At 70.0% G+C, this 26,344-nt stretch carries 25 protein-coding genes and 1 tRNA gene; 16 read left to right on the forward strand and 10 right to left on the reverse strand.

Annotated elements, in window-relative coordinates; all coding sequences use genetic code 11:
• Nucleotides 1-13: 13 nt before the first annotated feature.
• A complete protein-coding gene (locus ACQEVU_RS00740) occupies nt 14-994 on the reverse strand; it encodes a LuxR C-terminal-related transcriptional regulator (RefSeq protein WP_433318926.1) in 981 nt (326 codons plus the stop codon).
• A gap of 438 nt (nt 995-1,432) precedes the next feature.
• Here ACQEVU_RS00740 and ACQEVU_RS00745 point away from each other — a divergent pair, with 438 nt between their 5' ends.
• From ACQEVU_RS00745 to ACQEVU_RS00755, 3 genes are all read left to right on the forward strand, one after another.
• Nucleotides 1,433-1,687, forward strand: coding sequence for a hypothetical protein (locus ACQEVU_RS00745; protein WP_433318928.1), 255 nt, complete (start codon nt 1,433-1,435; stop codon nt 1,685-1,687).
• Between the two features lie 27 nt (nt 1,688-1,714).
• Nucleotides 1,715-2,284, forward strand: a complete 570-nt coding sequence (locus tag ACQEVU_RS00750) for a hypothetical protein (RefSeq protein WP_433318931.1) — start codon at nt 1,715-1,717, stop codon at nt 2,282-2,284.
• Nucleotides 2,285-2,346: 62 nt separating this feature from the next.
• A complete protein-coding gene (locus ACQEVU_RS00755) occupies nt 2,347-3,699 on the forward strand; it encodes an FG-GAP repeat domain-containing protein (RefSeq protein ID WP_433318934.1) in 1,353 nt (450 codons plus the stop codon).
• Between the two features lie 539 nt (nt 3,700-4,238).
• Here ACQEVU_RS00755 and ACQEVU_RS00760 read toward each other — a convergent pair.
• Both ACQEVU_RS00760 and ACQEVU_RS00765 read right to left on the reverse strand, forming a co-directional pair.
• A complete protein-coding gene (locus tag ACQEVU_RS00760) occupies nt 4,239-4,403 on the reverse strand; it encodes a hypothetical protein (RefSeq protein ID WP_433318937.1) in 165 nt (54 codons plus the stop codon).
• Nucleotides 4,404-4,414: 11 nt separating this feature from the next.
• Nucleotides 4,415-4,663 (reverse strand): hypothetical protein, encoded by a 249-nt coding sequence (locus ACQEVU_RS00765; RefSeq protein ID WP_433335350.1) that lies wholly within the window; start codon nt 4,661-4,663, stop codon nt 4,415-4,417.
• Between the two features lie 10 nt (nt 4,664-4,673).
• On the opposite strand from ACQEVU_RS00765, the gene ACQEVU_RS00770 reads away from it, so the two are divergent.
• Together ACQEVU_RS00770 and ACQEVU_RS00775 are read left to right on the forward strand one after the other, a co-directional pair.
• Complete coding sequence (locus tag ACQEVU_RS00770) at nt 4,674-4,850, forward strand: DUF3761 domain-containing protein (RefSeq protein WP_433334738.1); 177 nt, start codon at nt 4,674-4,676, stop codon at nt 4,848-4,850.
• A 1,326-nt stretch (nt 4,851-6,176) separates the two neighbouring features.
• Nucleotides 6,177-6,680, forward strand: coding sequence for an aspartyl/asparaginyl beta-hydroxylase domain-containing protein (locus tag ACQEVU_RS00775; protein ID WP_433334740.1), 504 nt, complete (start codon nt 6,177-6,179; stop codon nt 6,678-6,680).
• Between the two features lie 668 nt (nt 6,681-7,348).
• Here the strand turns inward: ACQEVU_RS00775 and ACQEVU_RS00780 are convergent.
• From ACQEVU_RS00780 to ACQEVU_RS00795, 4 genes are all read right to left on the reverse strand, one after another.
• A complete protein-coding gene (locus ACQEVU_RS00780; RefSeq protein WP_433318940.1) occupies nt 7,349-8,743 on the reverse strand; it encodes a hypothetical protein in 1,395 nt (464 codons plus the stop codon).
• 271 nt (nt 8,744-9,014) lie between these two features.
• A tRNA-Lys gene (locus ACQEVU_RS00785) sits at nt 9,015-9,087 on the reverse strand.
• A gap of 78 nt (nt 9,088-9,165) precedes the next feature.
• Nucleotides 9,166-9,303, reverse strand: coding sequence for a hypothetical protein (locus ACQEVU_RS00790; protein ID WP_345143337.1), 138 nt, complete (start codon nt 9,301-9,303; stop codon nt 9,166-9,168).
• A gap of 63 nt (nt 9,304-9,366) precedes the next feature.
• Nucleotides 9,367-10,395: a LacI family DNA-binding transcriptional regulator gene (locus ACQEVU_RS00795; protein ID WP_433318943.1), complete on the reverse strand. Its 1,029-nt coding sequence runs from the start codon at nt 10,393-10,395 to the stop codon at nt 9,367-9,369.
• Nucleotides 10,396-10,595: 200 nt separating this feature from the next.
• On the opposite strand from ACQEVU_RS00795, the gene ACQEVU_RS00800 reads away from it, so the two are divergent.
• The 10 genes from ACQEVU_RS00800 (at nt 10,596) to ACQEVU_RS00845 (ending at nt 20,237) form a co-directional block, all read left to right on the forward strand.
• The gene (locus ACQEVU_RS00800) at nt 10,596-11,936 is read left to right on the forward strand and encodes an ABC transporter substrate-binding protein (RefSeq protein WP_433318946.1); all 1,341 of its coding nucleotides are present in this window, start codon (nt 10,596-10,598) and stop codon (nt 11,934-11,936) included.
• A 68-nt stretch (nt 11,937-12,004) separates the two neighbouring features.
• On the forward strand, nt 12,005-12,991 hold the full coding sequence (locus ACQEVU_RS00805; protein ID WP_433318949.1) for a carbohydrate ABC transporter permease: 987 nt from the start codon (nt 12,005-12,007) through the stop codon (nt 12,989-12,991).
• Nucleotides 12,988-13,917, forward strand: a complete 930-nt coding sequence (locus tag ACQEVU_RS00810; protein WP_433318952.1) for a carbohydrate ABC transporter permease — start codon at nt 12,988-12,990, stop codon at nt 13,915-13,917. The genes ACQEVU_RS00805 and ACQEVU_RS00810 overlap by 4 nt, the downstream gene beginning before the upstream one ends.
• Entirely contained in the window at nt 13,914-15,545 is a 1,632-nt protein-coding gene (locus tag ACQEVU_RS00815; protein WP_433318955.1) for a glycoside hydrolase family 13 protein, read from the forward strand. The genes ACQEVU_RS00810 and ACQEVU_RS00815 overlap by 4 nt, the downstream gene beginning before the upstream one ends.
• A gap of 22 nt (nt 15,546-15,567) precedes the next feature.
• The gene (locus ACQEVU_RS00820; RefSeq protein ID WP_433318958.1) at nt 15,568-15,765 is read left to right on the forward strand and encodes a hypothetical protein; all 198 of its coding nucleotides are present in this window, start codon (nt 15,568-15,570) and stop codon (nt 15,763-15,765) included.
• A 58-nt stretch (nt 15,766-15,823) separates the two neighbouring features.
• Nucleotides 15,824-16,186 (forward strand): response regulator, encoded by a 363-nt coding sequence (locus ACQEVU_RS00825; RefSeq protein ID WP_433318961.1) that lies wholly within the window; start codon nt 15,824-15,826, stop codon nt 16,184-16,186.
• Nucleotides 16,187-16,591: 405 nt separating this feature from the next.
• On the forward strand, nt 16,592-17,305 hold the full coding sequence (locus ACQEVU_RS00830) for a phosphoribosyltransferase (protein ID WP_433318964.1): 714 nt from the start codon (nt 16,592-16,594) through the stop codon (nt 17,303-17,305).
• 93 nt (nt 17,306-17,398) lie between these two features.
• Entirely contained in the window at nt 17,399-18,226 is an 828-nt protein-coding gene (locus ACQEVU_RS00835; protein WP_433318967.1) for an STAS domain-containing protein, read from the forward strand.
• A 117-nt stretch (nt 18,227-18,343) separates the two neighbouring features.
• Nucleotides 18,344-19,477, forward strand: a complete 1,134-nt coding sequence (locus tag ACQEVU_RS00840; RefSeq protein ID WP_433334742.1) for a SigB/SigF/SigG family RNA polymerase sigma factor — start codon at nt 18,344-18,346, stop codon at nt 19,475-19,477.
• A gap of 49 nt (nt 19,478-19,526) precedes the next feature.
• On the forward strand, nt 19,527-20,237 hold the full coding sequence (locus tag ACQEVU_RS00845; RefSeq protein WP_433318970.1) for a GAF and ANTAR domain-containing protein: 711 nt from the start codon (nt 19,527-19,529) through the stop codon (nt 20,235-20,237).
• Between the two features lie 120 nt (nt 20,238-20,357).
• On the opposite strand, the gene ACQEVU_RS00850 is transcribed toward ACQEVU_RS00845, so the two are convergent.
• Entirely contained in the window at nt 20,358-21,809 is a 1,452-nt protein-coding gene (locus ACQEVU_RS00850) for an RtcB family protein (RefSeq protein WP_433318972.1), read from the reverse strand.
• Nucleotides 21,810-21,853: 44 nt separating this feature from the next.
• On the reverse strand, nt 21,854-23,479 hold the full coding sequence (locus tag ACQEVU_RS00855) for a S8 family serine peptidase (protein WP_433318975.1): 1,626 nt from the start codon (nt 23,477-23,479) through the stop codon (nt 21,854-21,856).
• A 118-nt stretch (nt 23,480-23,597) separates the two neighbouring features.
• On the opposite strand from ACQEVU_RS00855, the gene ACQEVU_RS00860 reads away from it, so the two are divergent.
• Nucleotides 23,598-24,077 (forward strand): hypothetical protein, encoded by a 480-nt coding sequence (locus ACQEVU_RS00860; RefSeq protein ID WP_433318978.1) that lies wholly within the window; start codon nt 23,598-23,600, stop codon nt 24,075-24,077.
• Here the strand turns inward: ACQEVU_RS00860 and ACQEVU_RS00865 are convergent.
• On the reverse strand, nt 24,074-26,305 hold the full coding sequence (locus tag ACQEVU_RS00865) for a putative bifunctional diguanylate cyclase/phosphodiesterase (protein ID WP_433318981.1): 2,232 nt from the start codon (nt 26,303-26,305) through the stop codon (nt 24,074-24,076). The two genes, ACQEVU_RS00860 and ACQEVU_RS00865, sit on opposite strands and share 4 nt — an antisense overlap.
• Nucleotides 26,306-26,344 lie beyond the last annotated feature (39 nt).

Here is a 26,344-nt window from a genome sequence, read left to right on the forward strand (position 1 = left end):
CTGTCTCACCCGGTCAGAGCCAGCCCTCCCGCGCGGCCAGCAGGCCGGCCTCGAAGCGGGACCGTGCGCCGAGGCGCTCCATCAGGTCGGCCATCATCCTTCGGCAGGTGCGCTCCGAGACGCCGAGGCGCTTCGCGGCTGATTCGTCGGTGTGGCCCTGGGCCAGCAGGTTCAGCAGTTCCCGCTCCTGGGCGGTGACGCCTTGGCGGTCGCGGGCCTTGCTGGCGCCCAGCGGTACCGCCGTGTTCCAGACTTGCTCGAAGAGGGCGACCAGCGAGGCGACGACCCCGCGGCCGGTCAGGACGAGCACGCCGGCCCGGGTATCGGCCGGGTCGATCGGCACGATTGCGGTGGACCGGTCGGAGACGAGCATTCGCGGCGGCAGCACCGGTACCGTGCGGACCTCGGCCCCTGCGTCGGTGAGCGATTGGGCGTACGCCAGCGTGGGCTTGTCGTTGCGTGCGCAGTCCTGCATTGCGGTTCGGATCGTCACCCCCCGGGCGAGCAATCCGGTGTTGTTGCGCATGGCGACGGTCAGAGCCTCCGGTGTCTGCATGGTTGGCATGATGCTCAGCGCCTCGACCCGGACGCTTTCGGCCAAGTCTTCCAAGCGACGCTGGATCATGTCCATGCCGATGACGTGCTCCACGTCGGCCGGGCGGTCGTTGGTCTGCCGGTCGGTGAACTCGGCCACCATCGCGGCCATCGCCGCCTGACTCTCGGCGATCTGCTGCTGGCGCCGGTCCAGATCGGCCTGCTGCCTGGCAATCAGCGACTGCAGGCCGACGCCCGGGCTGACGGGACGGAAGTGACCGTCCCGCTCGACGGACTCACGCAGGAGCGATAGCTCGAAGAGCTCGTCCAACGCCGCATGAATCTGTTTCGGCTCAACGTCCAGCTCGTCGGCGAGCCTGGCCACGCCCCAGTCGGGGTTGGCCAGCATCAAGCGATACACGCCTTCGGCGGTCGCGTCGAGCCCCAAGTACTCGAGCATCTCATCCCCCCGCGATCGCCGGTCATCATCTCAAGCCCGGGTGTCCATAGCAATGGGTCGATATTTCGTGACCCCCAACAAAGCGGACATATCCGACCATTTGGCGTGGCCGATGGACGGTTCCGGTCAGGCCGGAACCGTCCATTCCGAAAGCCTTTCACTTGTTCCGCCGGTGCGGAACAGTAGTTCTCGCCGGCGCAACGGAAACCGGCGGAACGCGAAACCGGAATTTGAATCCCACTCTCGAACAGGGGCGGAGCCATGTCTTTTTCGGTCCGGAAAATCGGCATCGCAGCGGCAATTGTCGTGGCCGCCGTCGCATTGTTTGCACCGGCGGTCTCCGCCGCGCATCCGGTTGGCCATTCGATTTCGGTGCACGCCGAGAGCTCGCCGGCCCCGTCGCCCACCTCGACCAACGGGTGGGGTTGGGACTGAGCGATGTACCTGGTCAGCCTGGCGATCGCACCGACCGGCAGCGCCCGGCTGCGAGCCCTGACAGCGGCTCAGGCTGTGGAGTTCTTCCGGCGGGACATAGGGATCGATGACCAGTTGGAACACGTCAGCGCCCGAGCCGGTCCGGACCGAGTGCACCTCGGATTCTTCGTCCGCACTCCGGAAGGAAATGCCCGCGAATTCTGTCTGCGAGTCCTGGCCAAACATCCCGAACTCGCGGGCTGGCACCTCATCGAATGACCCGATCTGAAGAAAAGGAGTGAAGCAATGTTCACCGCTGCCCGGGTGCTGGCCGGAACCGTCATGGCCGGGATCGCCCTTACCGCTCTTGGCGCATGCTCCTCGGCGCACCACCCCGACCTGAGGGCCGCCGAACCACCTGTCGCCCATGCAGCGGCGCAACCCCCCGTCGCCTCGACGGTGCCGCAAGCGTCGGCGGCCGCGACCGTGGCCGCGCCGAAGCAAAGCATCACGACGAGTCTGCTCAGCACGCAGGAACGTTCACCGATGCCGTCGCTATCGACGGTGCCACCTGCGCCGAACGGCTTCGGCGAGGCGTGCACTCCTGCCGCATTGCTCGCATATGTCCGTACGCAGCACGGACCGGCGACCGGGTTCGGCGAGGTCAAGATCGACAACTGTGTCGGTGGGTACGCCCGGCTATACGCGAAGGCCAACCCCGACCCAACTGGCCAGCGACCGGCCGGAGACCAGTTCTTCCTGCAGTACACCGGCGGTCACTGGGCCACCCTCGCGCGAGGTGCGGCCATCGACTGCGGCGACGCCGTCCCGGTTCTAGCTCAAGCCTGCGCGGTGTTCGACGCCGCCACGCGTTGACGCCGCACCACCTCTATCAAACCCCGAAGTCGAAAGGACCACCTACCATGCGCCCCTCTACCTTGGCGTTCCGTGCCCTCGCTGGTCTGCTCACCGTTGGCGTCGCTACGGCGGCCGCGTTCGCCGGACCGACTACTGCCGCTCATGCCGACTCCTCGGTCGCCGGTCCGATCACGCAAAACGAGGTCCTGTCCCGTGCCCAGTACTGGGTGAATCAAGGCGTCCTCTACGGCACTGTCTTCGACGGCAACGGCAATGTGATCAGCACGAAGTCGGCACCTGATCCAGCCGGCCGGAACTATCGAACCGACTGCTCCGGGCTGGTTTCGATGACCTGGCATCTGAGTTGGAGCCCCACGACCGACGACTTCCAGAAGCCGCACGACTCGGCACACCCGTGGACGGTACTACCGGGCCTGGATAGCTTCCAGCCGGGCGACGCAATGGTCAAGAACGGCCACATTGAGCTGTTCGCGTTCTGGAAAGTCCCCACCGATCACCATCAGGGCGCCTACGTCTACTCGTTCAACAGCACGAACGAGACGGTGCAGAACCCGTATGCGAACAGCAACTTCGGCAACCGTGGCTTCAACAGCTGGAACGACCTGCAGAACTACACGCCGATCCGGTACGACAACATCTTGCCCAGCGGCGCATCGTATTCGGGGGACAGTAAAGCTGATCTGTTGTACGTGGATACGGCGTCGACCGGGAATATCAGTGAGTACCCGAACTTGTCGCCGGGGAACTGGGGCACGACGGCCACGGTGGGCAGTGGCTGGGCGGGTGTGGACCCGAACAGCGTCTACTTTGCGGACATGAACGGTGATGGGAAGACGGATCTGTTGCAGTTGAAGAATGACAGCATCCTGTACTACCAGAACAATGGTCCGGGCAACTGGGGCACCACGACCACGATCGGCAGCGGCTGGACCGGTGTGGACCCGAAGTCCATCTACTTCGCCGATATGAACGGTGACGGCAAGGCGGATCTGCTGCAGCTGAAAAACGGGCTGATCTACTTCTACCCGAGCAACGGTCCGGGCAACTGGGGCACCACGACCACGATCGGCAGTGGCTGGGCGGGGGTCAACCCGGAGTCGATCTACTTCGCGGACATGAACGGTGACGGCAAGGCCGACATGCTGCAGTTGAAGAACGACAGTGTCCTGTACTTCCCGAACCTGTCGCCGGGCAACTGGGGCACCACCGCGACGATCGGCAGTGGCTGGACCGGGGTCGACCCGAAGACCGTGTACTTCGCAGACATGAACGGCGACGGCCAAGCCGACCTGCTGCAGTACAAGAACAACTACATCTACGACTACCCGAACCTCTCACCCGGCAACTGGGGCACCACCACCGCCATCGGCAGCGGCTGGACCGCAAGCCCCGACACCCTCCACTTCGCCTGACGCCGACATCAAGGAGCCTGCCGGAAGCCCAATCGGGCTTCCGGCAGCCGCCATTTGTCCGAACAGCCGATGTCCAATGTGGAGGCGTTTGAGCCGGTCCATGATCAAGTTCGTCGGGAAAGCGCACCCGGACGAGTGATACCAGCCGGTAGGCCCGCGCAATTTCAGCGGATCGCGCGGGGGGCGCTGCCTGGGGGCGCTGCGGCCGGGTAGCGGCATGGGGGTATGCCACCCCCGTCTGGCTTTCTAGAGCGTCGATCGAATGGCCGTGGCGTGCGGCGGATTCAGCCTTGCCGCGCCGGCAATAGTCCACGGCTCGCGCTACCGCCGAGGCCGACCGGATCGCGGCATGTGCGCGCATAGCGGCGGCCTCGGCGACCGGTCGAATCCCGGCGGTGGGGGATCGTCACGTCACGAATCACCACGTCGCGGAGAGCGGACCGGGGCTCGTGGCGTCTTCGGGATCCGGACGCCGCCGAGTCGACGGATACGAGCGCGATAGCTGCTCCCGGCGGACCCTTCGGTCGTCAAGCACCTCGTCAGGCCAGGCTTTGAATCTCGTCAACGGCATTGCCGACATCCTCACGTCGCTGTTGGCATAGACGCGGATTGTCTGGTCCGTTTCTCGTTCCCGGCCGTCGTACGGTGGCGTGATCACCGCCGGCCGGAGACCGGTCCTCGCCGGTACGGTCGATGTTCTCCACGCTGCGCGACGCTACGGTGACCAGATGGTCTTGAAGCTCCGCATGCTGATGGTGTCCGCGTCAGTGGCGCTGCTGGCCGGGTGTGGACCAACGGCGGCCGGCACGGGCGGCGCGGCGACGCAGGTCACGCCAGCGCCGGTGGTCAGTTCCTCGCCCGTGGTCGCGACGCCGTCACCCACCACGTCGGCGACCCCGCCGCCCACGGTGGTGGCAGCCGAGACCACCGCGCCAGCCCCGGCGCCGACCAGAACGACCACCACGGCGCCGGCCGTGCACTGCGGCCCCGACTACTACGTCAACTCCTCGGGCAACTGCGTGCATCGTCCAACCGCCGCTCCGGCAGCGCCGGCCGGAGCAACCGCGGAATGCAACGACGGCACGTTCAGCTTCAGCCAGCATCGGCAAGGCACCTGCTCCCACCACGGTGGCGTGAAGCGGTGGCTCTAGTCTGAGCAATATCGCGATGGCATGCGTTACGAGGGACGGAGCCGTGGACCTGTCCGTCGCCTCGAACGTCGGGGTCGTGGTTGTGGTGCACGATCCGCCTGGCCTCGCCGATGCCCATGCCCATGCCGGTCGCGGCGTCGATGGCCGACCTCATCCGCGCCGGCGCCGGACGCAACCATCGGCCGGGCCAACTCCGCCAGCAGGTGGCTGCGCTTACGGTACTCGTCCAGGTGGGCCACGGCCAAAGCGCATCGCCAACGCGGAGCCGGCTCACCATCGTCGGCGAGGGCCTCCATGCCTCATGAACCGCGCACCGTCGGCGGCATGTGTGAGCGCGATCCGGCCCTGCGGCGTGCCGCAGGGCCGAATTGCTTCACACCATGCGCTCGTCCACGATCTCGACGGCCAGCTTGGGCCAGGCAGTGAGGGTGAATCGAGCGAGCCCGACGCTGACACCGGCCGTGTCGTACGTGCTGCTGCGCCGAGGAGGAAACGCACGGTCGTTCCTGTCGTGTCATCGGCGGGGATCGGGAGCAGGTCGGTGACCGGCATCCCGTATTCGTAACGTTGGCTCCACGCCCCGTTGTGGCGACAGTTGGTGTGGATGAGCCATGCGCTGAGTGCCGCGACCACGGACATCCCCCGGCGGGGCTGACGGTCCGGGAGGCGTTGTGCGTCGGGGAACTCGAAGTACCGCAGATCCTTGGTCGCCATGACCGGCTTCTTGATCGGCCGGCCCTGCTCACCGTGGCGGGTATCGGTTCCTCGCCCGCTGTCGCCCACTGATACCGAGCCGTCGGCGTGCAGGGTGACGATGCACCGTCCGGCGGCAGCGGTCTCGGGTGTCGTCGGCGGCGTACGCGAGAACCTCGAGGATGAGGTGCAGCATGCCGCCGGGAGCAAACCTGTCCGGATGCTGGCGCACCTCGGCCAGGTGATCAGCATCCACCAGACCGGCCCAGTCATGCGTGGTGTTATGCCACGGCATCCTCGAATCGCCCAATCACGAATTGTTCCGACCAGTCGACCCGCCGACGTTCCGTCCGGCGCATACGGTCATCGGCCACAGCCGGCACGGCCACGCCGTCGCACCGCCACTCACCACGCGTGACGATCCCTGGCCTTTCATCGCGCTCCCATCGCGGCAGATCCGCGCAGTAGCTCGTGGGCCCAGGAAGCGCCCCTGCTGTGCGGTACTGTCCAGCGCGTGAGGGGTGGCGTCGGACACCGGCCGTTCGGCGTGCGCCAACCGCGGGAGGAGGTTCGGCGTGCGTTGACGATGACCAGTTCCCGTTCCTGGCCGATCTTCAACGAGTCTGGCGAGACATCCGCGCGGAGTGTTTGACGCTGGGCGACGAATCGTTCGAGCCCTGGGTACAACGCGAGATGTACGAAACCGGCTGGAGCGTCTACGGAATCGTCGCGTTCGGCACCCGCATCGACGCGGCACTGGCGAACTGCCCGCGCACCGCAGCCGCGCTGAGTCAGATCCCGGGCCTCACGACCGCGGGCTTTTCCCGCATGGTTGCCGGGACTCACATCAAGCCCCACCAGGGCTGGGTCACGACTGTCTACCGCGCCCACCTGGGCTTGGTAGTGCCGGACGGCGACTGCGCGTTGCGGGTCGGCTCGCAGACCCGGCCCTGGCACGAAGGTGGGCTGTTCGTCTTCGACGACTCGGTCGCTCATGAAGCGTGGAACTATTCCGCGGGCACGCGCACGGTGCTGTTGTTCGATTTTCTACGACCCGGACGGACCATGGACGAAGTCGACGAGCTACCGCCGGAGGTGGCAGCCGCCGTGCGGCGCCGAGCCCGAGACCAGCGGTAGCGTTCCTGCAACGCCTCCTCCAACGACCGAAGTCGACAATGTCCATGGGGTTGGAATCCGCGACGACGGACTTCCGCTCATCGGCATGAGTGCGCACGTGACCATGGTCGTTCGAGGTCGCCGGCCGAACCCTGCGTATCACCAAAGCGGCGAGGGCTGCGATCGCGTCGTGTTCCGGGTGTGATCGGATGCCGCGCACCTGTCGAGCACTATCCGCACCGATGCGCGCCCTTTGTGGACGGTGGGTGCCGTACCTTGCGTGAGTCCGCTCGCGGGCGTTCGCCGAGCTCGGTGATTGCGGGTTGGGTCCAGCTGGGGATGGGGCTCTGGTCGGCGGCCGGCAGCGGCCCGCCTTCTCGCGGATCTTGGTACGGGTGCGGTGGGTGACGACGAGGGCGAGTTGGCGGTGGTGTCGGCGCTGCGGCGCTGGGCGATCGACGTGCCGGTGTGGCGCAGGTCGTGCAGGCGGATCGGTGGGATGTCGAGCTGGCGGAGCAGAAGCCGGAAGCGGCCGCTGACGTAGCCGGGGTGGCCGGGCGGCGAGGACCCAGCAGGAAGCACGCAGCGGGCAGCCACCGTCCACACCGGACGGACCAGACGTGCAAGGGGCGGGTCAACGAGTGGGCCGCCGGGGCCCGGCCATGCGGATGGCCGGGCCCTTCCTGCTGTTACTTGCCGTAGGTGTTGGTGGCCCAGATGACGGCGTGGTCGCTGTTGCGGTACAGCACCAAGTTGCCGTCGTCCTGCAGTACCAGCGTGCCCGCGCCCTTGCCGGCCGTGTTCGACGCCCACACGGCCGGGCCCTCGGACAGGTAGGCGACGAGGTTGCCGTCGGTCTGGTTCTTGAAGTACGAGTCGAAGCGCGCGCCGAATGCCCACAGCGCCTTCGTCCCGTTCTTGTACAGCACGAGGTTGCCGTCGAAGTCCTGCAGCACGAGGCGGTAGACGCCGTTCGGCGACGTGATCTGGCCGCCCAGGGGGAGGGCCTGGCCGACGTTGAGCTGGTGCGCGCCGGGCGCCGGCGAAGGCGGGGCCGGGGCGTGGCAGCAGGTGTTCGTCGCCCAGAGGACGGCGTGGTCGCTGTCGCGGTACACCACCGCGTTGCCGTCGTTCTGCATCACCAGTGTGGCCGGGAAATTGCCGGTGGCCGGTGTCGACCAGCCGATCGGCTGGTGGTGGTCGTCGTACAGGCTGAGCGAGCCCCAGTTCAGGGTCGCCCACGAGGCGTTGCCGTGGATGCCGCTCGACCACAGCGGGCGCTTGCCGTACTCGTACAGCACCAGGTTGCCGTCCTGTGCCTGCAGCACGAGGCTGAACCGGCCGTCGGGCGAGGTGATGCGGTCCGCGCCGGCGCGGCCGCGGATCAGGCCCTCGCCCTCGTGGAGGCGGTCGGCCGCGCTCGGGCCGGCCGGGTAGCAGCCCGCCGGCCAGGCGAACGCGCCATGGCCGATCAGGACGTTGTGGACGTACACGTTGATGTTCGAACTGTTCGGGAACGGAACGTTCACGACAACGGTGCCGCCGGGCTGCAACTCGACGCGCTTGATGTTGATGATGTCGACCGGCGTGGCCACGCCGTTGGCCGGTTCGGTGACGGCGACGTCGACCGAACTATCGCACTTGGAGGTGAAGGTGACAGTCGGATTGATCGAGGGCCCGCAGGTGCCGGTCAGGGTCAGCTGGCCATCGGCCTCGGCCTGAACGCCGCCCCACGTCAGAGCGAGCGCCAGCCCGGCGTCAACGGTCCAGTGAGGGTCGATGGCGTACGAGGGAACGCGCTCGATCACGGTCACCGGCCCGCCGGTACGCGTGCCGATGCCGTCGCCGACCTTGAGGCCGGAGATCGTGCCGTAGCTGGGGCCGACGGCGAACTCGTCCACGCGGGCCGGCGCGTCGACGTTGTTCCGGATGCTCCACTGGATCACCCAGGTGCTGGTGGCGGCATCGCAGGTGGCGGTGCCGGTCACGGTCGCGGACGGGACGGTGTCGGCCGCCGCGACGGAGGAGGGAAGCAGGACCGCCGCTATGGCGACCCCCGTGAGTGTTGCGCGTGTCAGGAACACCGCGGCAGATTAGTTGATCAGCAACGTTAACGCTGCCCTATATATCGCCTGCCGCGAATTGGCGCCTCGTCGCCAGTCGGACTAGCCCGGGCGAAGGACCATTCCAGCCGTGGACTGATACCTCAAAGACGCGCGAAAATGCACGTCTTGAGGGGGTGTGGGTGGAGCGGAGCTCCCCCATCGGGGAGCGAGCGAAGCGAGCGCGAAATACGCGGAATCAACAACGGCAAGCGGCCCCCGCCGCGAAGCAGAGGCCGCCGATTTGATTCCGTACGCCGCGTAGGACTTGAACCTACAACCCGCAGATTAAGAGTCTGCTGCTCTGCCAGTTGAGCTAGCGGCGCTGGCTGAACGGAGGTAACCCTAGCACGGCCCCGCGAGGCCGCAAAAACGAGATACCCCCGTCCAGAACGTGGCCCGCGTTACTCCTCGTCGTCCTCCCAGAAGAAGTCCGTCTGGGAGGCCTGGTCCGGGTCCTCCTCCAGGAGGTCCGAGTCCGGGCCGGCGAGCTCGTCCAGCTCGTCGTCGGGCTGGTCCCAGGTCACGGGCGAATTCGGCATCTCGGCTGTCATGGCACACCCCCGTGGGTACCGGATCTGATTGCCAAACTGGCGTGCGGCGACCTACCCGGCGTCGGCGGTCCTAACCGCGACCGGCCAGGTCGAGGCGCGCAGGACCAGGGTGGTCGGCATGAGCAGCTCTTCGGGGGTCCAGTCGCCGGCCGTCATCGCGCGGCGCAGCATGCCGGCGGCGAGCACGCCCTGCTCGAAGACGCGCTGGCGGACGGTGGTCAGGTCGAGCAGGGCGCTCAGTTCGTGGTCGTCGAAGCCGATGACCGATACGTGACGTCCGGTACGGCGCAGGGCGCTGAGCGCGCCGAAGGCGAGTTCGTCCGATTCGGCGAACACGGCCGTCGGCGGGTCCGGGAGGGTGAGCAGGCGACGCATGGCCTGCTCGCCGCCGTCCATGCCGTGCGGTACGGACATGACGAGCTCCTCGGCGACCGGAATCCCCGCCGTGGCCAGGGTCTCCACGTACGCGCGCCGCCGGGCGTGGGCGACCGGCAGGAACATGCTCTGGTCGTTGAACGTCGAGATCATGCCGATCCGGCGGTGGCCGAGCGCGAGCAGGTGCTGCACGGCGGTGGCGGCGGCGGCCATGTCGTCGATCCGGACGCAGCCGGCGCCGGGGACGTTGTGGCCGACGGCGACGATCGGGACGCCGAGGGACTGCATGTCCGCGATCTCCGCGTCGGTGAACTGCATGGCGACCGTCAGGACCGCGTCGACGCGGCGGCGCAGGGGGAGGGCGCCGAAGAAGCGCTGGCGGGCCGGGATGTCGCCGAGGTTGTACAGCAGCAGGTCCAGCGAGTGCTCGCGCAGGACCGACTCGGCGCCGGCCACGATCTGGCCGAAGAACCAGCGGGAGGCGTACGGCACGATGACGCCCACGGTGTGGGTCCGGCCGCTGGCCAGGCGCGACGCGATCGGCGAGACGACATACGAAAGCGACGCCGCGGCCTGCAGCACACGGTCGCGCGTCTCGCCGGAAACGTTGGGCAGCCCGCGGAGCGTCCGCGACACGGTAGCGGTCGAAACCCCCGCGAGCCGGGCAACGTCCTCCATGCTGACGGGCGGTGGAACGTCAGCCACACGCGGAAGGCTAGGCAACGCGGGAGGCAACGGCAATATGTCCGCCGTGTTGCTAACTCGTTATCGATGAAAGCGGCCGAAGGGCTCGACAAACCGACCTTGCAAACGCTTACATCCGAGGAACACAGGCACACCCCAGCACACCGGGTACGCGGGCGAAGCAACGCCCTCGGACCGGGTTTAGCCAAAGGAGGCTAACCATGGCCGTCCTCTCGAGGCGGCGTCGGGCGTTCACGCTCGCCGGTGTGGCCGCGTTGGCCCTCGCCGCATCCGCCTGCGGCAGTGGCGACAGCGGCACCGGCTCCAGCAACGCCGACAAGCCCGAGTGCGCGCCCTACGCGCAGTACAAGGTCGACAAGACGAAGCACGTTTCGATCTACGCCACGATCCGTGACGCCGAGGCCGACAAGCTGGAGCAGTCGTGGAAGCAGTTCGAGGACTGCACCAATATCAAGATTGACTACGAGGGCTCCGGCGAGTTCGAGACCCAGATCAAGGTCCGCTCCGACGGCGGCCAGCCGCCGGACATCGCGGTCTTCCCGCAGCCGGGCCTGCTCGCCTCGTTCGCGAAGACGAACAAGCTCAAGGAGCTGCCGGCGCCGGTCAAGGCCAACCTCGACAAGAACTGGTCGAAGGACTGGGCCAAGTACGCGACGGTCGACGGCAAGGTCTACGGCGTGCCGCTGGGCGCGAACGTCAAGTCGCTGGTGTGGTACTCCCCGGGCCTGTTCAAGGAGAAGGGCTGGGAGGTCCCGAAGACCTGGGACGAGATGATCGCCCTGTCCGACAAGATCGCGGCGAGCGGCATCCAGGCGTGGTGCGCGGGCATCGAGTCCGGTGACGCCACCGGCTGGCCGGCCACCGACTGGATCGAGGACGTCGTCCTGCGCGACCAGGGCCCGGACGTCTACGACCAGTGGGTCGCCCACACGATCCCGTTCAACGACCCGAAGATCTTCTCGGCGACCGAGCGCGTCGGGTCGATCCTCAAGAACCCGAAGTACGTCGGCAACCCCAAGACCATCGTGACCACCTCGTTCCAGGAGGGTGGCCTGCCGGTCAAGGACAAGAAGTGCGGCATGCACCGTCAGGCCAACTTCTACTCCAACCAGTGGCCGAAGGGCACCAACGTCGGCCCGGACGGTGACGTCTACGCGTTCTACTTCCCGGCCATCGACCCGTCCAAGGGCAAGCCGGTCGAGGTCGGCGGCGAGTTCGTCTCGGCGTTCTCGGACCGCGACGAGGTCGTGAAGGTGCAGACCTACCTCGCCTCCGGCGAGTGGGCCAACAGCAAGGCCAAGCTCGGCGACTGGATCTCGGCGAACAAGAGCCTTGACGTCAGCGCCGTGGCCGGCTCGATCGACAAGCTGTCGGTGCAGATCCTGCAGGACCCGGCCACCGTGGCCCGGTTCGACGCCTCTGACCTCATGCCCGCGCAGGTCGGCTCGAAGTCCTTCTGGACCGGCATGACCGACTGGATCAACGGCACGAAGGACACCAAGCAGACGCTGGACTACATCGAAAGCACCTGGCCCAAGTAATGAGCTGAGGTCCGGGTCCGGCGCCAGAGCAACACGGCGCCGGACCCGGCTGGTCGGAGGACACCCCCATGGATTACGACTTCTCCGAAGATGTCGACAAGATCTGGCCGGCTCTCACGTTCATGGTCATCTTTGTCGTCGCGGTCGGCGCGCTGCTGCTCGTGCTCGACATCCTGCCCCGCTGGGGCAAGCACAAGGAGCGCCTGCAGGCCATGGGCTTCCTCGGCCCGGCGCTCGTCCTGCTCTGCCTCGGGCTGCTCTACCCCCTGATCCGCACCGTGTACCTGTCCTTCTTCAACGAGGACGGCTCGTCGTTCATCGGCGTCGACAACTACACGTGGATCTTCACCAACGACGACACGCTGCTGATGCTGCGCAACACGCTCTTCTGGGTGGTGTGCGTGCCGCTGCTGTCGACCGGCTTCGGCCTGCTCTACGCGGTCCTGGTGGACAAGGCCCGCGGCGAGGGCATCGCCAAGTCGCTGATCTTCATGCCGATGGCCATCTCCCTCGTCGGCGCGTCGATCATCTGGAAGTTCATCTACGCCTACCGCGAGCCGGACCAGGAGCAGATCGGTCTGCTCAACCAGATCCTGATCTGGCTGGGCGGCAAGCCGCAGCAGTTCCTGAGCGAGGCGCCGGGCAACACGTTCTACATGATCGTGATGCTGATCTGGATCCAGGCCGGCTTCGCGATGGTCATCCTCTCCGCCGCCATCAAGGCGATCCCCGCCGAGATCGTCGAGGCGGCGCGGCTCGACGGCGCCAACCCGTGGCAGATGTTCTGGCGGGTGACGATGCCGAGCATCCGGCCCGCGGTCGTGGTCGTGACGGTCACCATCACCATCGCCACGCTGAAGGTCTTCGACATTGTCCGGACCTCCACCGGCGGCCAGTTCAAGAGCAGCGTGCTCGCCTTCGAGATGTACACCCAGGCGTTCCGCTCCTACGACGACGGTAAGGGCTCCGCGCTCGCCGTGCTGCTCTTCGTCCTGGTCATCCCGGTCGTCGTGTACCAGGCCCGGCAACTGCGGCACCGAACGGAGATCCGATGAGCAGCACCGTCAGCACCGACGCGCCCGAGGCCAGCCCGCTCTACAAGGCGGGCACGGACACCATGGCCGGCCGGGTGCGGCGCAAGCTCGCGACCCGCGCGGCCAGCATCATCTCGATCATCATCGCGCTGATCTGGACGATCCCCACGTTCGGCCTGTTCGTCTCCTCGCTGCGCCCGGAGAACGACATCAAGACCACCGGCTGGTGGACGTTCTTCAAGCACCCGACGATGACGCTCGACAACTACAACGAGGTCGTCTTCGGCACCAGCGCCTCGTCCGGCCGGCTGGCCAGCTACTTCATCAACTCCCTGGTCATCACCGTTCCGGCCGTGCTGTTCTCGGTGTCGCTGGCGGCGATGGCGGCGTACGCGCTGTCCCAGCTCAACTTCCGCGGTCGCGACTGGATCTTCATCGGGGTCTTCGCGCTGCAGATCGTGCCGCTGCAGATGGCCCTGATCCCGCTGCTGAAGCTCCTGCACAACTACACCGAGTGGGGCGGCGGTTTCTTCGCCGTCTGGTTCGCGCATACATGCTTCGGCCTGCCGCTGGGTATCTTCCTTTTGCACAACTTCATGGTGGAACTGCCCAAGGACCTCTTCGAGGCGGCGCGGGTCGATGGCGCGGGTCCCGCGATGACGTTCTGGCGCATCGTGCTCCCGCTCATCACGCCCGCCCTGGCGTCGCTCACGATCTTCCAGTTCCTGTGGATCTGGAACGACCTGCTGGTGGCGCTGGTCTTCACCTCCGGTCCGGGCAGCCGCCCGCTGACCGTGCGGCTCGCCGAGCTCGCCGGCACGCGCGGCAACGACTGGCAGCGGCTGACCTCCGGCGCGTTCGTGTCGATGATCATCCCGCTGGTCGTGTTCCTGTCACTGCAACGTTATTTCGTACGCGGCCTGCTGGCCGGTGGAGTTAAGGGGTGAGTCCGCTGCTCTGGTGGCGCGATGCCGTGATCTATCAGGTCTACCCGCGCTCGTTCGCCGACGCGGACGGCGACGGGATGGGTGACCTGCGCGGCATCACGTCGCGCCTCGACCACCTGGTCGAGCTGGGCGTCGACGCCCTGTGGATGTCGCCGTTCTACCCCTCTCCACAGCACGACGCGGGTTACGACGTCGCGGACTACCGCGACGTCGACCCGCGCTTCGGCACTCTGGCCGACTTCGACAAGCTCATGGCCGCCGCCAAGGAGCGCGGCCTGCGCGTCATCGTCGACCTGGTGCCCAACCACACCTCCAGCGACCACGCATGGTTCCAGGAGGCCCTCGCGGCCGGCCCGGGCAGCCACGCCCGCGACCGCTACCACTTCCGCAAGGGCTTCGGCGTCGACGGCGAGCTGCCGCCCAACGGCTGGCAGAGCGTCTTCGGCGGCCCGGCCTGGACCCGCGTGGCCGACGGCGAGTGGTACCTGCACCTGTTCGACACCAGCCAGCCCGACCTCAACTGGGACCTGCCCGAGGTGCGGGCCATGTTCGAGGACGTGCTGCGCTTCTGGCTCGACCGCGGCGTCGACGGCTTCCGCGTCGACGTGGCCCACGGCCTGATCAAGGAGACCGGGCTGCCGGACTGGACCGCGGCCCAGGTCCCGATCACCAGCCCCGGCGCCGAGCACCGCACGCCGCCGATGTGGGACCAGGACGGCGTGCACGAGGTGTACCGCTCGTGGCGGCGCATCCTCGACAGCTACCCCGGCGACCGGATGATGGTCGGCGAGGCGTGGGTGGCGCCGGCGGAGCGGCTCGCGCGGTACGTGCGCCCGGACGAGATGAACCAGGCGTTCAACTTCAACTACCTGATGGCCCCGTGGACCGCCGCCGACCAGCGCGAGGCGATCGAGTCGAGCCTGGCCGGCGTCGAGCCGGTCGGGGCCATCTGCACGTGGGTGCTGTCCAACCACGACGTGGTCCGGCACGCCAGCCGCCTCGGGTTCCCGCCCGGGCACTCCACGCAGGGCGGCATCGGCGTGGACGACCCGCAGCCGGACGAGGCCCTGGGCCTGCGCCGCGCCCGGGCGGCCACGCTGCTGATGCTGTCGCTGCCCGGCTCGGCGTACCTGTACCAGGGCGAGGAGCTCGGCCTGCCCGAGCACACGACGCTGCCGGACGCGGTGCGCCAGGACCCGACCTGGACCCGCTCCGGGCACGAGGTCCGCGGCCGCGACGGCTGCCGGGTGCCGATCCCGTGGGAGGCCGACGCCCCGTCGTACGGCTTCGGCCCGGGCGCCGGCGCCTGGCTGCCGCAGCCGGCCGACTGGGCCCGCTTCGCCGCCGACCGCGAGCGCGGGGTGCCGGGCTCGACCATGTCGATGTACGTCGAGGCGCTGCGGCTGCGGCGGGCCAACGGGCTCGGTCGCGGTACACTGACCTGGACCGATGCAGCCTGGAACGAGGCCCCCGACGCGGTCGACTTCCGCAACGGCGCGGTCCGGGTGATCACCAACTTCGGAGCGGCACCCATCCCGCTGCCGCCCGGCGAGGTCCTGCTGGCCAGCGGCGACCTGGCGGCGGACGGCGGCCTGCCCCCGGACACCACGGCGTGGCTGCGGGCGTGACAGCCGCGGTTACCGTCGAAGAATGACCGCACTCTTCGCGATGCTGTACAGCTACCTCAGCCCGGCGGCCACGGACGCCCTGGACGCCGGGCTGGAGCTGAACCGCCGCCGCGGCTACGGTCGCGGCAGCGCGATCGGCGCCTGCTGCTGCGCGGTGGTCGTCATCGCCGCCGTGGTCGTCGCGGTGATCATCATGCGCCGGCGCCGCCCGCGCGCTTGATTTCGCCGCCGCCCGACCGATGGGGATTGCGACCCCTCGGGAAGGGAACCATGTGGCCATGGCGCGAGTCCTGCTCATCGACGACGACGCGGAGATCCGTGAGACCACCGCGATCCGCCTGCAGATCGGCGGCCATCACGTGATCTCCGCCGCCACCCCGCAGGAGGCCCTGACGATGGCGGCGGACCATCCGCGCTTCGACGTGGCGGTCCTCGACCTGCACCTGCCCCGCGCCGACGGCGACGAACTGCTGGACCTGCTGCGCCACAACACGGCGACGGCCGACCTGCCGGTCGTGTTCTACAGCGCCAACGCCCCGCACGCGACGTCGGTGCACGGCCTTTCCCTGGCCGACGCCCGCCTCACGCACGGCCGCCCGCTGAACAGCCTCCTGGCGACCATAAACTGCCTTTCCCATTAGTTCGTTTTTCCATGGCTCGGGTCCGTGCAACTCACGACCGTTCTTCCCACGAGGAATCCCGGCCTCCGCGGTGCCAAGAACAAAAGCAACGGATATGTCCGCCACTTCGTGACGGACATATCCGATATTTCGGTTATGCGGCTTTTCGCGCTCCGTCACCATGTCTATCCGCACCGTGGGGCAATCACCCGCACAAGAGTAGCCAAACCGGAGTTTTCCCAGGTCAGCGACGGGTAGGCTTCGCACCGGGCGCGGCGACCGCGGCAGAGCGGCGACAGCGAGGGGCGCCGAACAGGGCGAACCGGAACACCGCGCCGACCGAAGGGGGTGTCCGCTTGATGCGGATCGATTTGCGGATCGCGTGCGACGCCGGGCGCAATGCCCGCCGGGCGAAGGGTGACGCCGATGTGGCCGCCTGAACACGAGCGGTTCGCGGACCGTACGGCCGCGGGACGCATGCTCGGCACCGCCGTCGCGAACCACCTGCGCGAGACTCACACGGGCGGGATGGGTCTGAACCCGGACCGCGCCCCGCTGGTGCTGGGGCTGCCCAAGGGCGGCGTACCGGTCGGCGTCAGCGTGGCCGAGACTCTCGGCGCCGACTTCGACCTGGTCATCTCGCGCAAGATCGGCCTGCCCTGGCAGTCCGACCACGGCGTGGGCGCCATCGCGGAGAACGGCCCGGCCGTCTTCGACCTCAGCGCCGTCGCCGCCGTCGGGCTCACCGTGAGCGACCTGTCCCCGGCGGTGCAGCGCGAACGCGTCGAGCTGCGCCGGCGCCAGGAACGCTACCGCGGCTCCCGGCCCGCGCCGGACGTGACCGGCCGGGTGGTGGTCGTCGTCGACGACGGCCTTGCCACCGGGGTGACCGCCAGGGCCGCCGCCCGTGCCCTGCGGGCCGGCAAGCCGGCCCATCTGGTCTTCGCCGCACCGGTGTGTGCGGCCGAGTCGGTCGACCTGCTCGCCGCCGACGTCGACGCGGTCATCGACATCCACAGCCCGCGCGAGTTCTTCGCCCTGGGCCTGTACTACCAGGATTTTGCACCGCTCACCGACACCCACGTGCTGCAGATGTGCACGCAGATGTGGGAGGCAAGCGCACTGCCCACCCCGGTGTAAACCGAGGGTCATTCCGATCACCGCGATCCCGGCGCCGAGAAGGTGCCGGGATCGCGGTGTTTATAACGCCGCGGGTGGGTAGAGCATCACCCCATGAGGGCGGAAGACCTGCGGGCCCGTGTCGAGCGCCGGGGTGATGCCACGGTCGTGCGCCTCGACGGCGTGCTGGACGTGGACAGCTCCCCGTCGCTGCGATCGGCCGTGCTCGCCTGCCTCGCCGCGGAGCCGTCCGTGATCGTGCTCGACGTCGCCGACCTGCGCCACCGCGACGACGTCGCGCTCACCGTGCTGCCGGCGCTCGCCCAGCACGCCGCGGCGTGGCCCGGCAGCGCCATGACCCTGGCCGCCGCCCCGCCCCAGCTGGCCTCCGCGCTGGACCGCATGGCCGTGGGCCGCTCGGTGCCGGTGTTCCCGACGACCGACGCCGCCCTGAAGAGCACGACCGGCGCCGCCGAGCGCATGCGGCTCAAGCTCCAGCCGATGCTCGACGCCACCTCCGCGGCCCGCCACCTCGTCGGCCGGGCCTGCGTGCGGTGGGGCGTCGACCGCGTGCGCGACATCGCCGAGCTGGTCGTCACCGAGCTCGTGAGCAACGTCCTGCGCCACGCCGGCACCGACATGGAGGTCGGCGTCGCCCGCGACCGCCGCCTGCTGCACATCGCCGTGCGCGACCACGCACCGGGCCTGCCCCGGCTGGGCGGCGGGAAGCGGCCCACCGCGAAGGTCATGGCGACCGCCGGCGCGGTGCCCGGCCAGGCCGCCGCGGGCCGGACGCCGACGGAGTACACGGCGGTGGAGCCGGAGGACGAGCCGCTGCGCGAGGACGGCCGCGGCCTGCTTGTGGTGAGCGCCCTGACGCACGCCTGGGGCTGTACTCCGGTGCCCGATGGAAAGGTGGTCTGGGCGACTCTTCGCATTTAAAAAGCTCACCCGCGAACTCATCCTTTCGCTTTGAATTTGCGCGGGAATTGGTGCGTACAGTGATCCGGAAAGCAAATCCGCCTGAGCAGATTAGGGGGAGTCTCCGCCATGGAGACAATGCCTACGGATTGTTTGCCCGAACTGGACAGCTGGCGGAATGGCGACGACGAAGTATTGCGTCCTTCCGGAGTTCTCGATTATGCGGCGAGCGTCGGACTGCGGATGCAGCTTTCGCGCCGGCTCGACGCCGGGCAGCTGAACCTCACCGTCGACCTTTCCCGGCTCCGCCTGCTCGACTGCGCCGCGGCGGACACGCTGTTGCGCGCCCAGACCGAGGCACAGGAGCGCGGGGGCGCGCTGCGCGCCCCGGGCGCGAACGACCTCGTGCTGGACGTGCTGGAAATCATCGGCGCCGCGAAGCAGCTGCGCGCGTACGACGACCCGCCGCCGGGCGCGCCGCCGGCCCCGCCGCAGGAGACCGAGGGCACCGAGCCGCCCAGCCAGTGGACCACGGTCAACGAGCTGCTGCGCCAGGCGGCCGCCATGGACCGCGGCGACCCGCGCCGGGGCGCCCTGCGCGACCGCGCGGTGGCGCACAGCCTGCCGCTGGCGGATCGGCTGGCCCGCCGCTTCCACGGCATGGGCGAGTCGCCCGCGGATCTGAGCCAGGTCGCCGCGCTCGGGCTGATGAAGGCGATCGAGGGCTTCGACCCCGACTACGGCACCGACTTCGGCGGCTACGCGACGCCGACGATCGTGGGTGAGCTGAAGCGGTACTTCCGCGACAAGGGCTGGGGCGTCCACGTCCCGCGCCGGCTGCAGGAGCTGCGCATCGAGATCAACCGCGTGCGCGACTCGCTGGGCCAGCGGCTGGGTCGCTCGCCGACGCCCAAGGACGTCGCGGACCACCTCGGCATCGACGAGGAGCAGGTGCTCGAGGCGCTGGTGGCGTCCTCGGCGTACCGCCCGGTGTCGCTCTTCGCCCCGCTGGGCGGCGACGACGACGCCGGCACGCTGGCCGACGTGCTGGGCGACGACGACCGGGACATTGACGGCGTCGAGTTCCGCCAGGCCATCAAGCCGCTCATCGCGCGCCTGCCCGAGCGGGAGCGGCGAATCCTCTCGCTGCGTTTCTACGGCAACCGCACCCAGGCCCAGATCGCCGCCGACCTGGGTATATCGCAGATGCACGTGTCGCGGTTGCTCAGCCGTACCCTGGACGGCCTGCGGCGGGCGCTGCTCGACGGTTGAGATCCGCGCCCACCGGGTAGTAGGCCCCCCGGCCGACGAAGGGGGAGCCGTGTCTGACCTCCACACCGTGGAGATCGCTGCTGTACTGCGCCAGCTCACCGCCCGGCTCATTGCCAGCGACGACCTCGACGAGGCGCTGGAGGACCTCGTCGAGACCGCCGCCGACCTGGTGGAGGGCGCGTCGTGGTGCGCGGTCACGCTGGTCCGCTCGGGCGGCCCGTCGACCGCGGCGGCGTCGCCCGGCCTGCCGGAGGCGCTGCTGGACGGCGAGGGCGACGGCGGCCCGTCGATGGAGGCCATCCGCACCCGCGACCTCATCCTCGCCGACGACCTGGCCGCCGAGACCCGCTGGCCGTCGTGGCGCACCCGCGCGCTGGCGGCCGGCGTCAAGGCGGTGCTGAGCGTCCCGGTCGACATCGACGAGCAGGTGATCGGCGCGCTGACGGTCTTCTGCGCCGAACCGGGCCGCTTCAACTCCGACGTCGGCCTGGCCGCCATGCTGGTGGCCGAGCACGCGGGCCTGCTGCTGTCGGCGGTGCTCGACCGCGGCCGCCGCGCGGGCGCCCATGCCGAGCTGACCGAGGCCCTGGCCGACGGCGAGACGGTGAACCGCGCCGTCGGCATCATGATGGTCCAGCGCGCCTGCTCGGCGGAGGCGGCGCTGGAGGTGCTGCGCTCCACCGCGAGCCGGCTCGACCTGCCGTTGACCACCGTTGCGGCCCGCCTGGTGCAAACGGTGGAACGCCGCGTCGGCCCCTGACGGCCGCGCTTTGACGGCCGCGCCGCCGCGCCGTCTGGGTGGCGGCCGTCCGCGTGGCGGCGCCGGACCGGGTGGCCCGTCCGCGGGGCCGCGGTCGGGTGGTGGAGGACCGGAGGCGGGTCAGCCCTTGACGGTGAGCAGCGGGCGCAGTTCGACGACCGGCTCGGCGACGGCCGCGGTGCGGAGGCTGTCGACGACGGGGCGCACCTCCTTGTACGCCCACGGCGCCTCCTGCTTCAGGTCGCGCCGCCAGGCCGCGATGATGTCGCGCCGCGCGGCCACCGCCGGGTCGCGGTGGTTCAGCGGGGTCACCACCCGGAAGTCGCGCAGGAACGCGTCGAGCTCCTCGTCGCCGCCGCGGGCGGTCGCGCCGCGCGGGATGCTGCGGCCGGCGCCGTGGCAGGCGCTCGCGAGCGAGCGCTCGTTGCCCAGGCCGCGCAGCAGGTAGCTGGGGGCGCCCATCGAACCGGGCACGATGACCGGCTCGCCCCAGCCGTCGGCGGACAGGCCGGCCGGCGTCGCCCCCTTGCGGTGCAGCACGGCGTCGCCGTCCGGCCACAGGAGGTTGTGCGGGGCGTCGTAGACCAGGCGGGCGTCCAGCTCGCCGACGGCCGTCGTCAGGGCGCCGCGGAGCATGAGCGAGAGGAAGTAGCGGTTGCCGATCGCGAAGTTGGCGGCGTTGGCGAAGCTGGTGAGGTACCGCTGCCGGGGCTTTTCGGTCCTCTCCGACAGCGGGATCGGCAGGATGCCGTTGTCCGGCAGCGGGCGGCCCGTGGGCCAGGCCTTGCGCGCGGCGTCGCGGCCGGTGGCGCCGGCCTGGTGGCCCAGCGACAGCGAGCCGCTGTGCACCATCGTGACGATCCGGCCGGGGGAGAGGCCCCACGCGTAGGCGGTCGGGCCGTCGTGGACCGCCGCCACGTACTGCAGCTCGGCGAAGTGGTTGCCGCCGCCCACGCTGCCGATGATGCTGTCGTAGCTCGTGCCGCCGCCGCTGGTGACCCAGTCCTGGAAGTCGGCGGCGGACGCGGCCGGGAAGGCGCCGGCGTGCAGGCGGTCGGCGTCGCGCACGGTGTGGTCCAGCGGGGCCTCGGCGAGCAGGCCGGGCAGCCCGCCGCGCAGCAGGGCCTCGCGCTGCGCGGGGGTGAGGCCGATGCGCCGGCCGCCCTCGAAGAAGACGTGGCGCAGGCGGCGCTCGAGCTCGTCCAGGCGCGGGCGGACCTGCTCGACGGTGAGCGACGTGGCCTCGACCCGCATGCCGCAGTTGATGTCGTTGCCGACCGCCTGCGGCACGAGCGCGCCGGCGGTCCGCAGGACGGTGCCGATCGGGATGCCGGCGCCCTTGTGGAAGTCGGGGGTGCACACGACGCGGTCGATGCGTGGATGTACGCCATCCGCGGCGAGCGACTCGAGGGTGCGCTGGGTGTCGAGGACGGTCAGCAGCTCGTCGAGGGCGGCCGGCTCGATCGGCACGCCGGGCCCGGCGCAGATCTCGACCGGGATGTCGTAGGGGTTGGGCAGCGTGGTCCAGGACTCGTCGAGCCGGACGAGGCGGGGGTCGGTCCGCTTGGTCATCGTCCCCCGAGGGTAGGCGGCGGGGGACGACGACGGCGATCGAATTAGACGGTCAGCGTCCACGAGTCGAGGTACCCGGCGCCGCCCTTGTAGGAGTCGCGCACGCGCAGCTTCCAGGTGCCGTTGCGCAGGCGGTTGGCCAGGTTCACGGTGTAGACGGCGTTGAGGTTGGCCGCCTTGTCGCGCTGGTTGGCCGCCTTGAGGCGCTTGACGGCGCCGTTCGGGGCGATGAGCTCGACGACGAGGTCGCCGCGCTTCGGGTGCACGACGTGGACCTCGACCTTGGCCGCGCGTGAGGCCTTGCCGGGGCAGGCGGTCACGGCGACGGCGCTGACGGCGGTGCCGCGGTCGCGGATCGTGGCGTCGGTGCCGTTGCTCGCCACGTTGCAGGGCGCGGCGACCGGCGGGGTCACCGGGGCCACCGGCGGCGTCACCGGGTCGCTCACCGGGGCCGTCACGGGCGCCTTCTCCTGGACGGGGGCGGCCGGGCCGCCGACGGCGAACAGCAGCCCGGTCGGCGAGCCGGAGCCGGGGTTGCTCACCGCGCCGGCCGTGGCGCCGGCGACGAGCGCGTCGCGGACCTCGGCCGGGGTCGCCTGCGGGTGGGCCGACAGGTACAGCGCGGCCGCGCCGGCGACGTGCGGGGCGGCCATCGACGTGCCGCTCATGACCCGGCTGCCGGTGTCGCCGGCGCTGCTCGCGCTGACGATGCCGACGCCGGGGGCGAAGATGTCCAGGCACGCGCCGTAGTTGGAGAACGAGGCGCGGGCGTCGTTCTGGTCGGTCGCGCCGACCGTGATGGCCTCCGCGGTGCGGGCGGGGGAGACGTTGCACGCGTCGGCGCTGGAGTTCCCGGCCGCGACCGCGTACGTGACGCCGGAGGCGATCGAGCGGCGCACCGCCTGGTCGAGCGAGCCGTCCGCGTCGCCGCCGAGGCTCATGTTGACCACGGCCGGCTTCCGCGCGTTGGCGGTGATCCAGTCGATGCCGGCGATGATGCCGGAGTAGCTGCCCGAGCCGTCGCAGCCGAGCACCCGCACGCCGACCAGGGACACACCCTTGGCCACGCCGTAGGTGGCGCCGCCGATGGTGCCGGCGACGTGGGTGCCGTGGCCGTGGCAGTCGCTCGCGTCGGTGTCGTTGTCGACGAAGTCGTACCCGGAGCGGGCCCGGCCGCCGAACTCGGTGTGCGTCATGCGGATGCCGGTGTCGAGCACGTACGCGGTGACGCCCGCCGCGGTCGAGGCGTAGGTGTAGCTGCCGTCCAGGGGCCGGCTCTGCTGGTCGATGCGGTCGAGGCCCCAGGGCGCGTTCGTCTCGGTGTCGGCGACGCTCACCGTCTTGTCCTGCTGGACGTAGTCGACGAGCGGGTTGGCCGCGAGCCGGCGCGCCGCCGGCTCGCTCAGCTGGGCCGAGAAGCCCTTGAGCGTCTTGCCGAAGGAGCGGCGCACCGTGCCGCCGAACTTGTCGGCGAGGCGGGCCGCGGTGGCCGCGGTCGCGTCGGCGTTCACGGAGTCCTTGAACACCACGATGTAGCGCCCCTTGATGGCGCCGGCCTCGTTCGCGCCGAGGATCTCGCCCTCGGGCGCGGCCAGCGCGGGGCTGCCCGCCGCGAGCAGGCCGGCCGCGGCGACGGCGGAGACGAAGCTGGTCCGCAGGGAAGCACGCATCGGAAAGGGTCTCCTTCGGTCAGCCGGTGGGGGCGAGGTGTCTCCAGACTCCCGACACGGCGGTGCGCGCCCGGTTCGCCGACCGTTGCCGCCCGGTTGCGCCTGCCAGACTGGGCGCATGGAGTCCTCGCTGGCCGTGTTCGACATCGACGGGGTGGTCGCCGACGTGCGGCACCGGCTGCGCTACCTGGAGCGCCGCCCGAAGGACTGGACCCGGTTCTTCGCCGCCGCGGACCGGGATCCGGTACTGCCGGAAGGCGTCGAGCTCGCCCAGCAGTACGCCGCGAACCACGTCCTGGTCTGGCTCACCGGCCGCCCGGAGCACCTGCGCGACATCACGTCGGCGTGGCTGAGCGCCGCCGGCCTGCCGGCGGAGCTGCTGTTCATGCGCCCGGCGAACGACCGGCGCCCGGCCCGCGAGTTCAAGCCCCGCCAGCTGACCCGCCTGGCGAAGGAGTCCCCGATCGAGGTCGTCGTGGACGACGACCCGGAGGTGGTGTCGCGCCTGCGCGAGCTCGGCTACCCGGTGCGCCTGGCCGCCTGGGTCCCGCACTCCCCGACCCTGAAGTCGGCCCAGGAGCGCGAGGGCCGCACCTAGGCGGCGGGGGCGGTGGCTTGCTCGGTGAGGAACTCGGCCAGGCGCGGGGCCGGCAGCGGGCGGGAGAACAGGAAGCCCTGCGCTAGGCCGCAGTCCAGCTCGCGCAGGACGCCCGCCTGGCCGCGGGTCTCGACGCCCTCGGCGACCGGCTGGAGGTACAGGCTGCGGGCCAGCTCCACGACGGCGCGGAACAGGGCCTTGTCCTGGCGTTCCTCGATGCGTGAGACGAACGCGCGGTCGATCTTCAGCACGTCGATGGGCAGCGTGCGCAGGTACGCCAGCGACGAGTAGCCCGTGCCGAAGTCGTCGATGGCGATGCGGATGCCGAACGCGCGCAGGCGGGCCAGGCGGCGGCTCACCTCGGCGGTCTCCTCGATCGAGGCGGTGACGAGGACGGTCTCGGTGATCTCCAGGACGAGCGCGGCGCCGGGCAGGCCGGTGCGCTTGAGCACGGCCAGGACCTCGTCGGCGAACTGCGGGTTGCGCAGCTGGCGGCCCGAGACGTTGACGGTGACCGAGATGCCGTGCTCGTCGTGCCAGGCCTTCGCGTCCGTGCAGGCCTGCTCGAGCACCCAGGCGCCGAGCCGGCCGATGAGCCCGATCTCCTCGGCCACGGGGACGAAGACGGCGGGGGAGACCCCCGTGCCGTCCGGCGCGGTGAAGCGCAGCAGGGCCTCGACCGCGGTGACGCGCGTGGTGCGGACGTCGACGACCGGCTGGTAGTGCATGGCGAAGCCGGCGCCGGCGTCGACGGCGGCGCGCAGCTGGTCGGCGAGCACCGTGTGGGCGACGTGGGCCTCGCGCATGGCGGGGTGGTAGCGCACGGCCCGGTTGCGGCCGGCCTCCTTGGCGGCGTACAGCGCGATGTCCGCGCTCTGCAGCGCCTCGCCGGTGCTCGCCGGGGTGCCGGCGTACACGCCGACGCTGGCGCTGATGCGCTGCTCGCGGCCGGCCACGCGGTACGGCTGGGCGAGCTCCTGCACGAGCGCCGCCGACAGCTCGTCGAGCGCGGCCGGCGGGCAGATGATGGCGAACTCGTCGCCGCCGAGGCGGGCCAGCAGCGACGCCCGGGCGCACGGGGACGCGTCGCCGACGATCGAGCGCAGCCGCTCGGTCGCGGTCAGCAGCAGCTCGTCGCCGGCCGGGTGGCCGAGCGTGTCGTTGACGTCCTTGAAGCCGTCGAGGTCGATGATGAGCAGCCCGACCTCGCCGCCGGCGTCGATGCCGACCTGCAGGCTGCTGCGGAACAGCTCGCGGTTGGCCAGGCCGGTGAGCACGTCGTGCTGGGCGCGGAAGGCGAGCTCCTGCTGCAGCCGCTCCCGGTCGCGCAGCGCGCGGCCGAGGCGCAGCACCATCGCCACCATGAGCGCGGCGGTCAGGATGGTGGGTACCAGCGCGTGCTGCCACGAGTTCACGCCCGGGCGCAGGAACAGGTCGACGACGACCACGCACGGGCCCAGCAGCGCCAGGCAGATGCACCCCGCGATCGGTGTGCCGGTGTCCGCGCCGGTGGTGCGCGGGCGCGCGGCCACCGTGCCGATGCGGCGGTGCAGCAGCGCGGCCGCGAGCAGGAACGTCCACGTGAGCCGGCCGGCCGGCGTGACGAAGCTGTGCACCTCGCCGCCGCGGCCGACGACGAGCATCGCGACGTACGTGGCGTCGGTGACGACCATCGCGGTCGTCGAGGCGATGACGAGCAGCGCCGGGACGCTGCGGCGCACGGCGAAGGCGAAGCGCAGCAGCAGCACCACGAGCAGCAGCTGGCAGGCGACGATCGAGGCGATGCCGGTCGTGGTCATGCGGTTCAGGTCGCCGCGGTGCAACAGGGGGTACAACACCAGAACCCACGTCAGCTGGGCGATCCCCAGCGTGACGATGACCGCGTCCAGCAGCCGCGTGGAGGTCCACGGCCGCAGCCGCCGGGCCATCAGCCACAGGCCGGCGCCGGTCAGCGGATAACAGAACAGGTACCCGGACTGCAGGGCCGGCGGCCCGCCGGGCAGCACGGCGGCGGCGAAGGTGCTGGCGGCGGACGCCCCCACGCCGGCCAGCAGCAGCCACCAGGCGGCCGCCGGCTCGGGCCGGTGCCGGCGAAGCCCCGCGACGGCGGCGGCGATGCCGATCGCGAGCACCACGAGGTTCAGCCGGCCGGAGCCGTCGGGCGAGAGCGCGGCGGCCAGCGCGGAGCCCACAACGGCGCACACCAGAAACCACAGCCAGATTCGCACATACTCATTGACCGGGACGCGCGGTGCAGGCGGGTTGCG

The organism is Dactylosporangium sp. CA-139066, from assembly GCF_050936175.1.
In the GTDB taxonomy this organism is placed as follows: Bacteria; Actinomycetota; Actinomycetes; order Mycobacteriales; family Micromonosporaceae; genus Dactylosporangium.

What these genes read in the sequence shown, in the direction of transcription:
- ACQEVU_RS00740 (WP_433318926.1), bottom strand. Translation starts at nt 994, where the DNA reads ATGCTCGAGTACTTGGGGCTCGACGCGACCGCCGAAGGCGTGTATCGC.
- ACQEVU_RS00745 (WP_433318928.1), top strand. Translation starts at nt 1,433, where the DNA reads ATGTACCTGGTCAGCCTGGCGATCGCACCGACCGGCAGCGCCCGGCTG.
- ACQEVU_RS00750 (WP_433318931.1), top strand. Translation starts at nt 1,715, where the DNA reads ATGTTCACCGCTGCCCGGGTGCTGGCCGGAACCGTCATGGCCGGGATC.
- ACQEVU_RS00790 (WP_345143337.1), bottom strand. Translation starts at nt 9,303, where the DNA reads ATGCCGAATTCGCCCGTGACCTGGGACCAGCCCGACGACGAGCTGGAC.
- ACQEVU_RS00800 (WP_433318946.1), top strand. Translation starts at nt 10,596, where the DNA reads ATGGCCGTCCTCTCGAGGCGGCGTCGGGCGTTCACGCTCGCCGGTGTG.
- ACQEVU_RS00805 (WP_433318949.1), top strand. Translation starts at nt 12,005, where the DNA reads ATGGATTACGACTTCTCCGAAGATGTCGACAAGATCTGGCCGGCTCTC.
- ACQEVU_RS00810 (WP_433318952.1), top strand. Translation starts at nt 12,988, where the DNA reads ATGAGCAGCACCGTCAGCACCGACGCGCCCGAGGCCAGCCCGCTCTAC.
- ACQEVU_RS00820 (WP_433318958.1), top strand. Translation starts at nt 15,568, where the DNA reads ATGACCGCACTCTTCGCGATGCTGTACAGCTACCTCAGCCCGGCGGCC.
- ACQEVU_RS00825 (WP_433318961.1), top strand. Translation starts at nt 15,824, where the DNA reads ATGGCGCGAGTCCTGCTCATCGACGACGACGCGGAGATCCGTGAGACC.
- ACQEVU_RS00830 (WP_433318964.1), top strand. Translation starts at nt 16,592, where the DNA reads ATGTGGCCGCCTGAACACGAGCGGTTCGCGGACCGTACGGCCGCGGGA.
- ACQEVU_RS00835 (WP_433318967.1), top strand. Translation starts at nt 17,399, where the DNA reads ATGAGGGCGGAAGACCTGCGGGCCCGTGTCGAGCGCCGGGGTGATGCC.
- ACQEVU_RS00840 (WP_433334742.1), top strand. Translation starts at nt 18,344, where the DNA reads ATGCCTACGGATTGTTTGCCCGAACTGGACAGCTGGCGGAATGGCGAC.
- ACQEVU_RS00850 (WP_433318972.1), bottom strand. Translation starts at nt 21,809, where the DNA reads ATGACCAAGCGGACCGACCCCCGCCTCGTCCGGCTCGACGAGTCCTGG.
- ACQEVU_RS00855 (WP_433318975.1), bottom strand. Translation starts at nt 23,479, where the DNA reads ATGCGTGCTTCCCTGCGGACCAGCTTCGTCTCCGCCGTCGCCGCGGCC.
- ACQEVU_RS00860 (WP_433318978.1), top strand. Translation starts at nt 23,598, where the DNA reads ATGGAGTCCTCGCTGGCCGTGTTCGACATCGACGGGGTGGTCGCCGAC.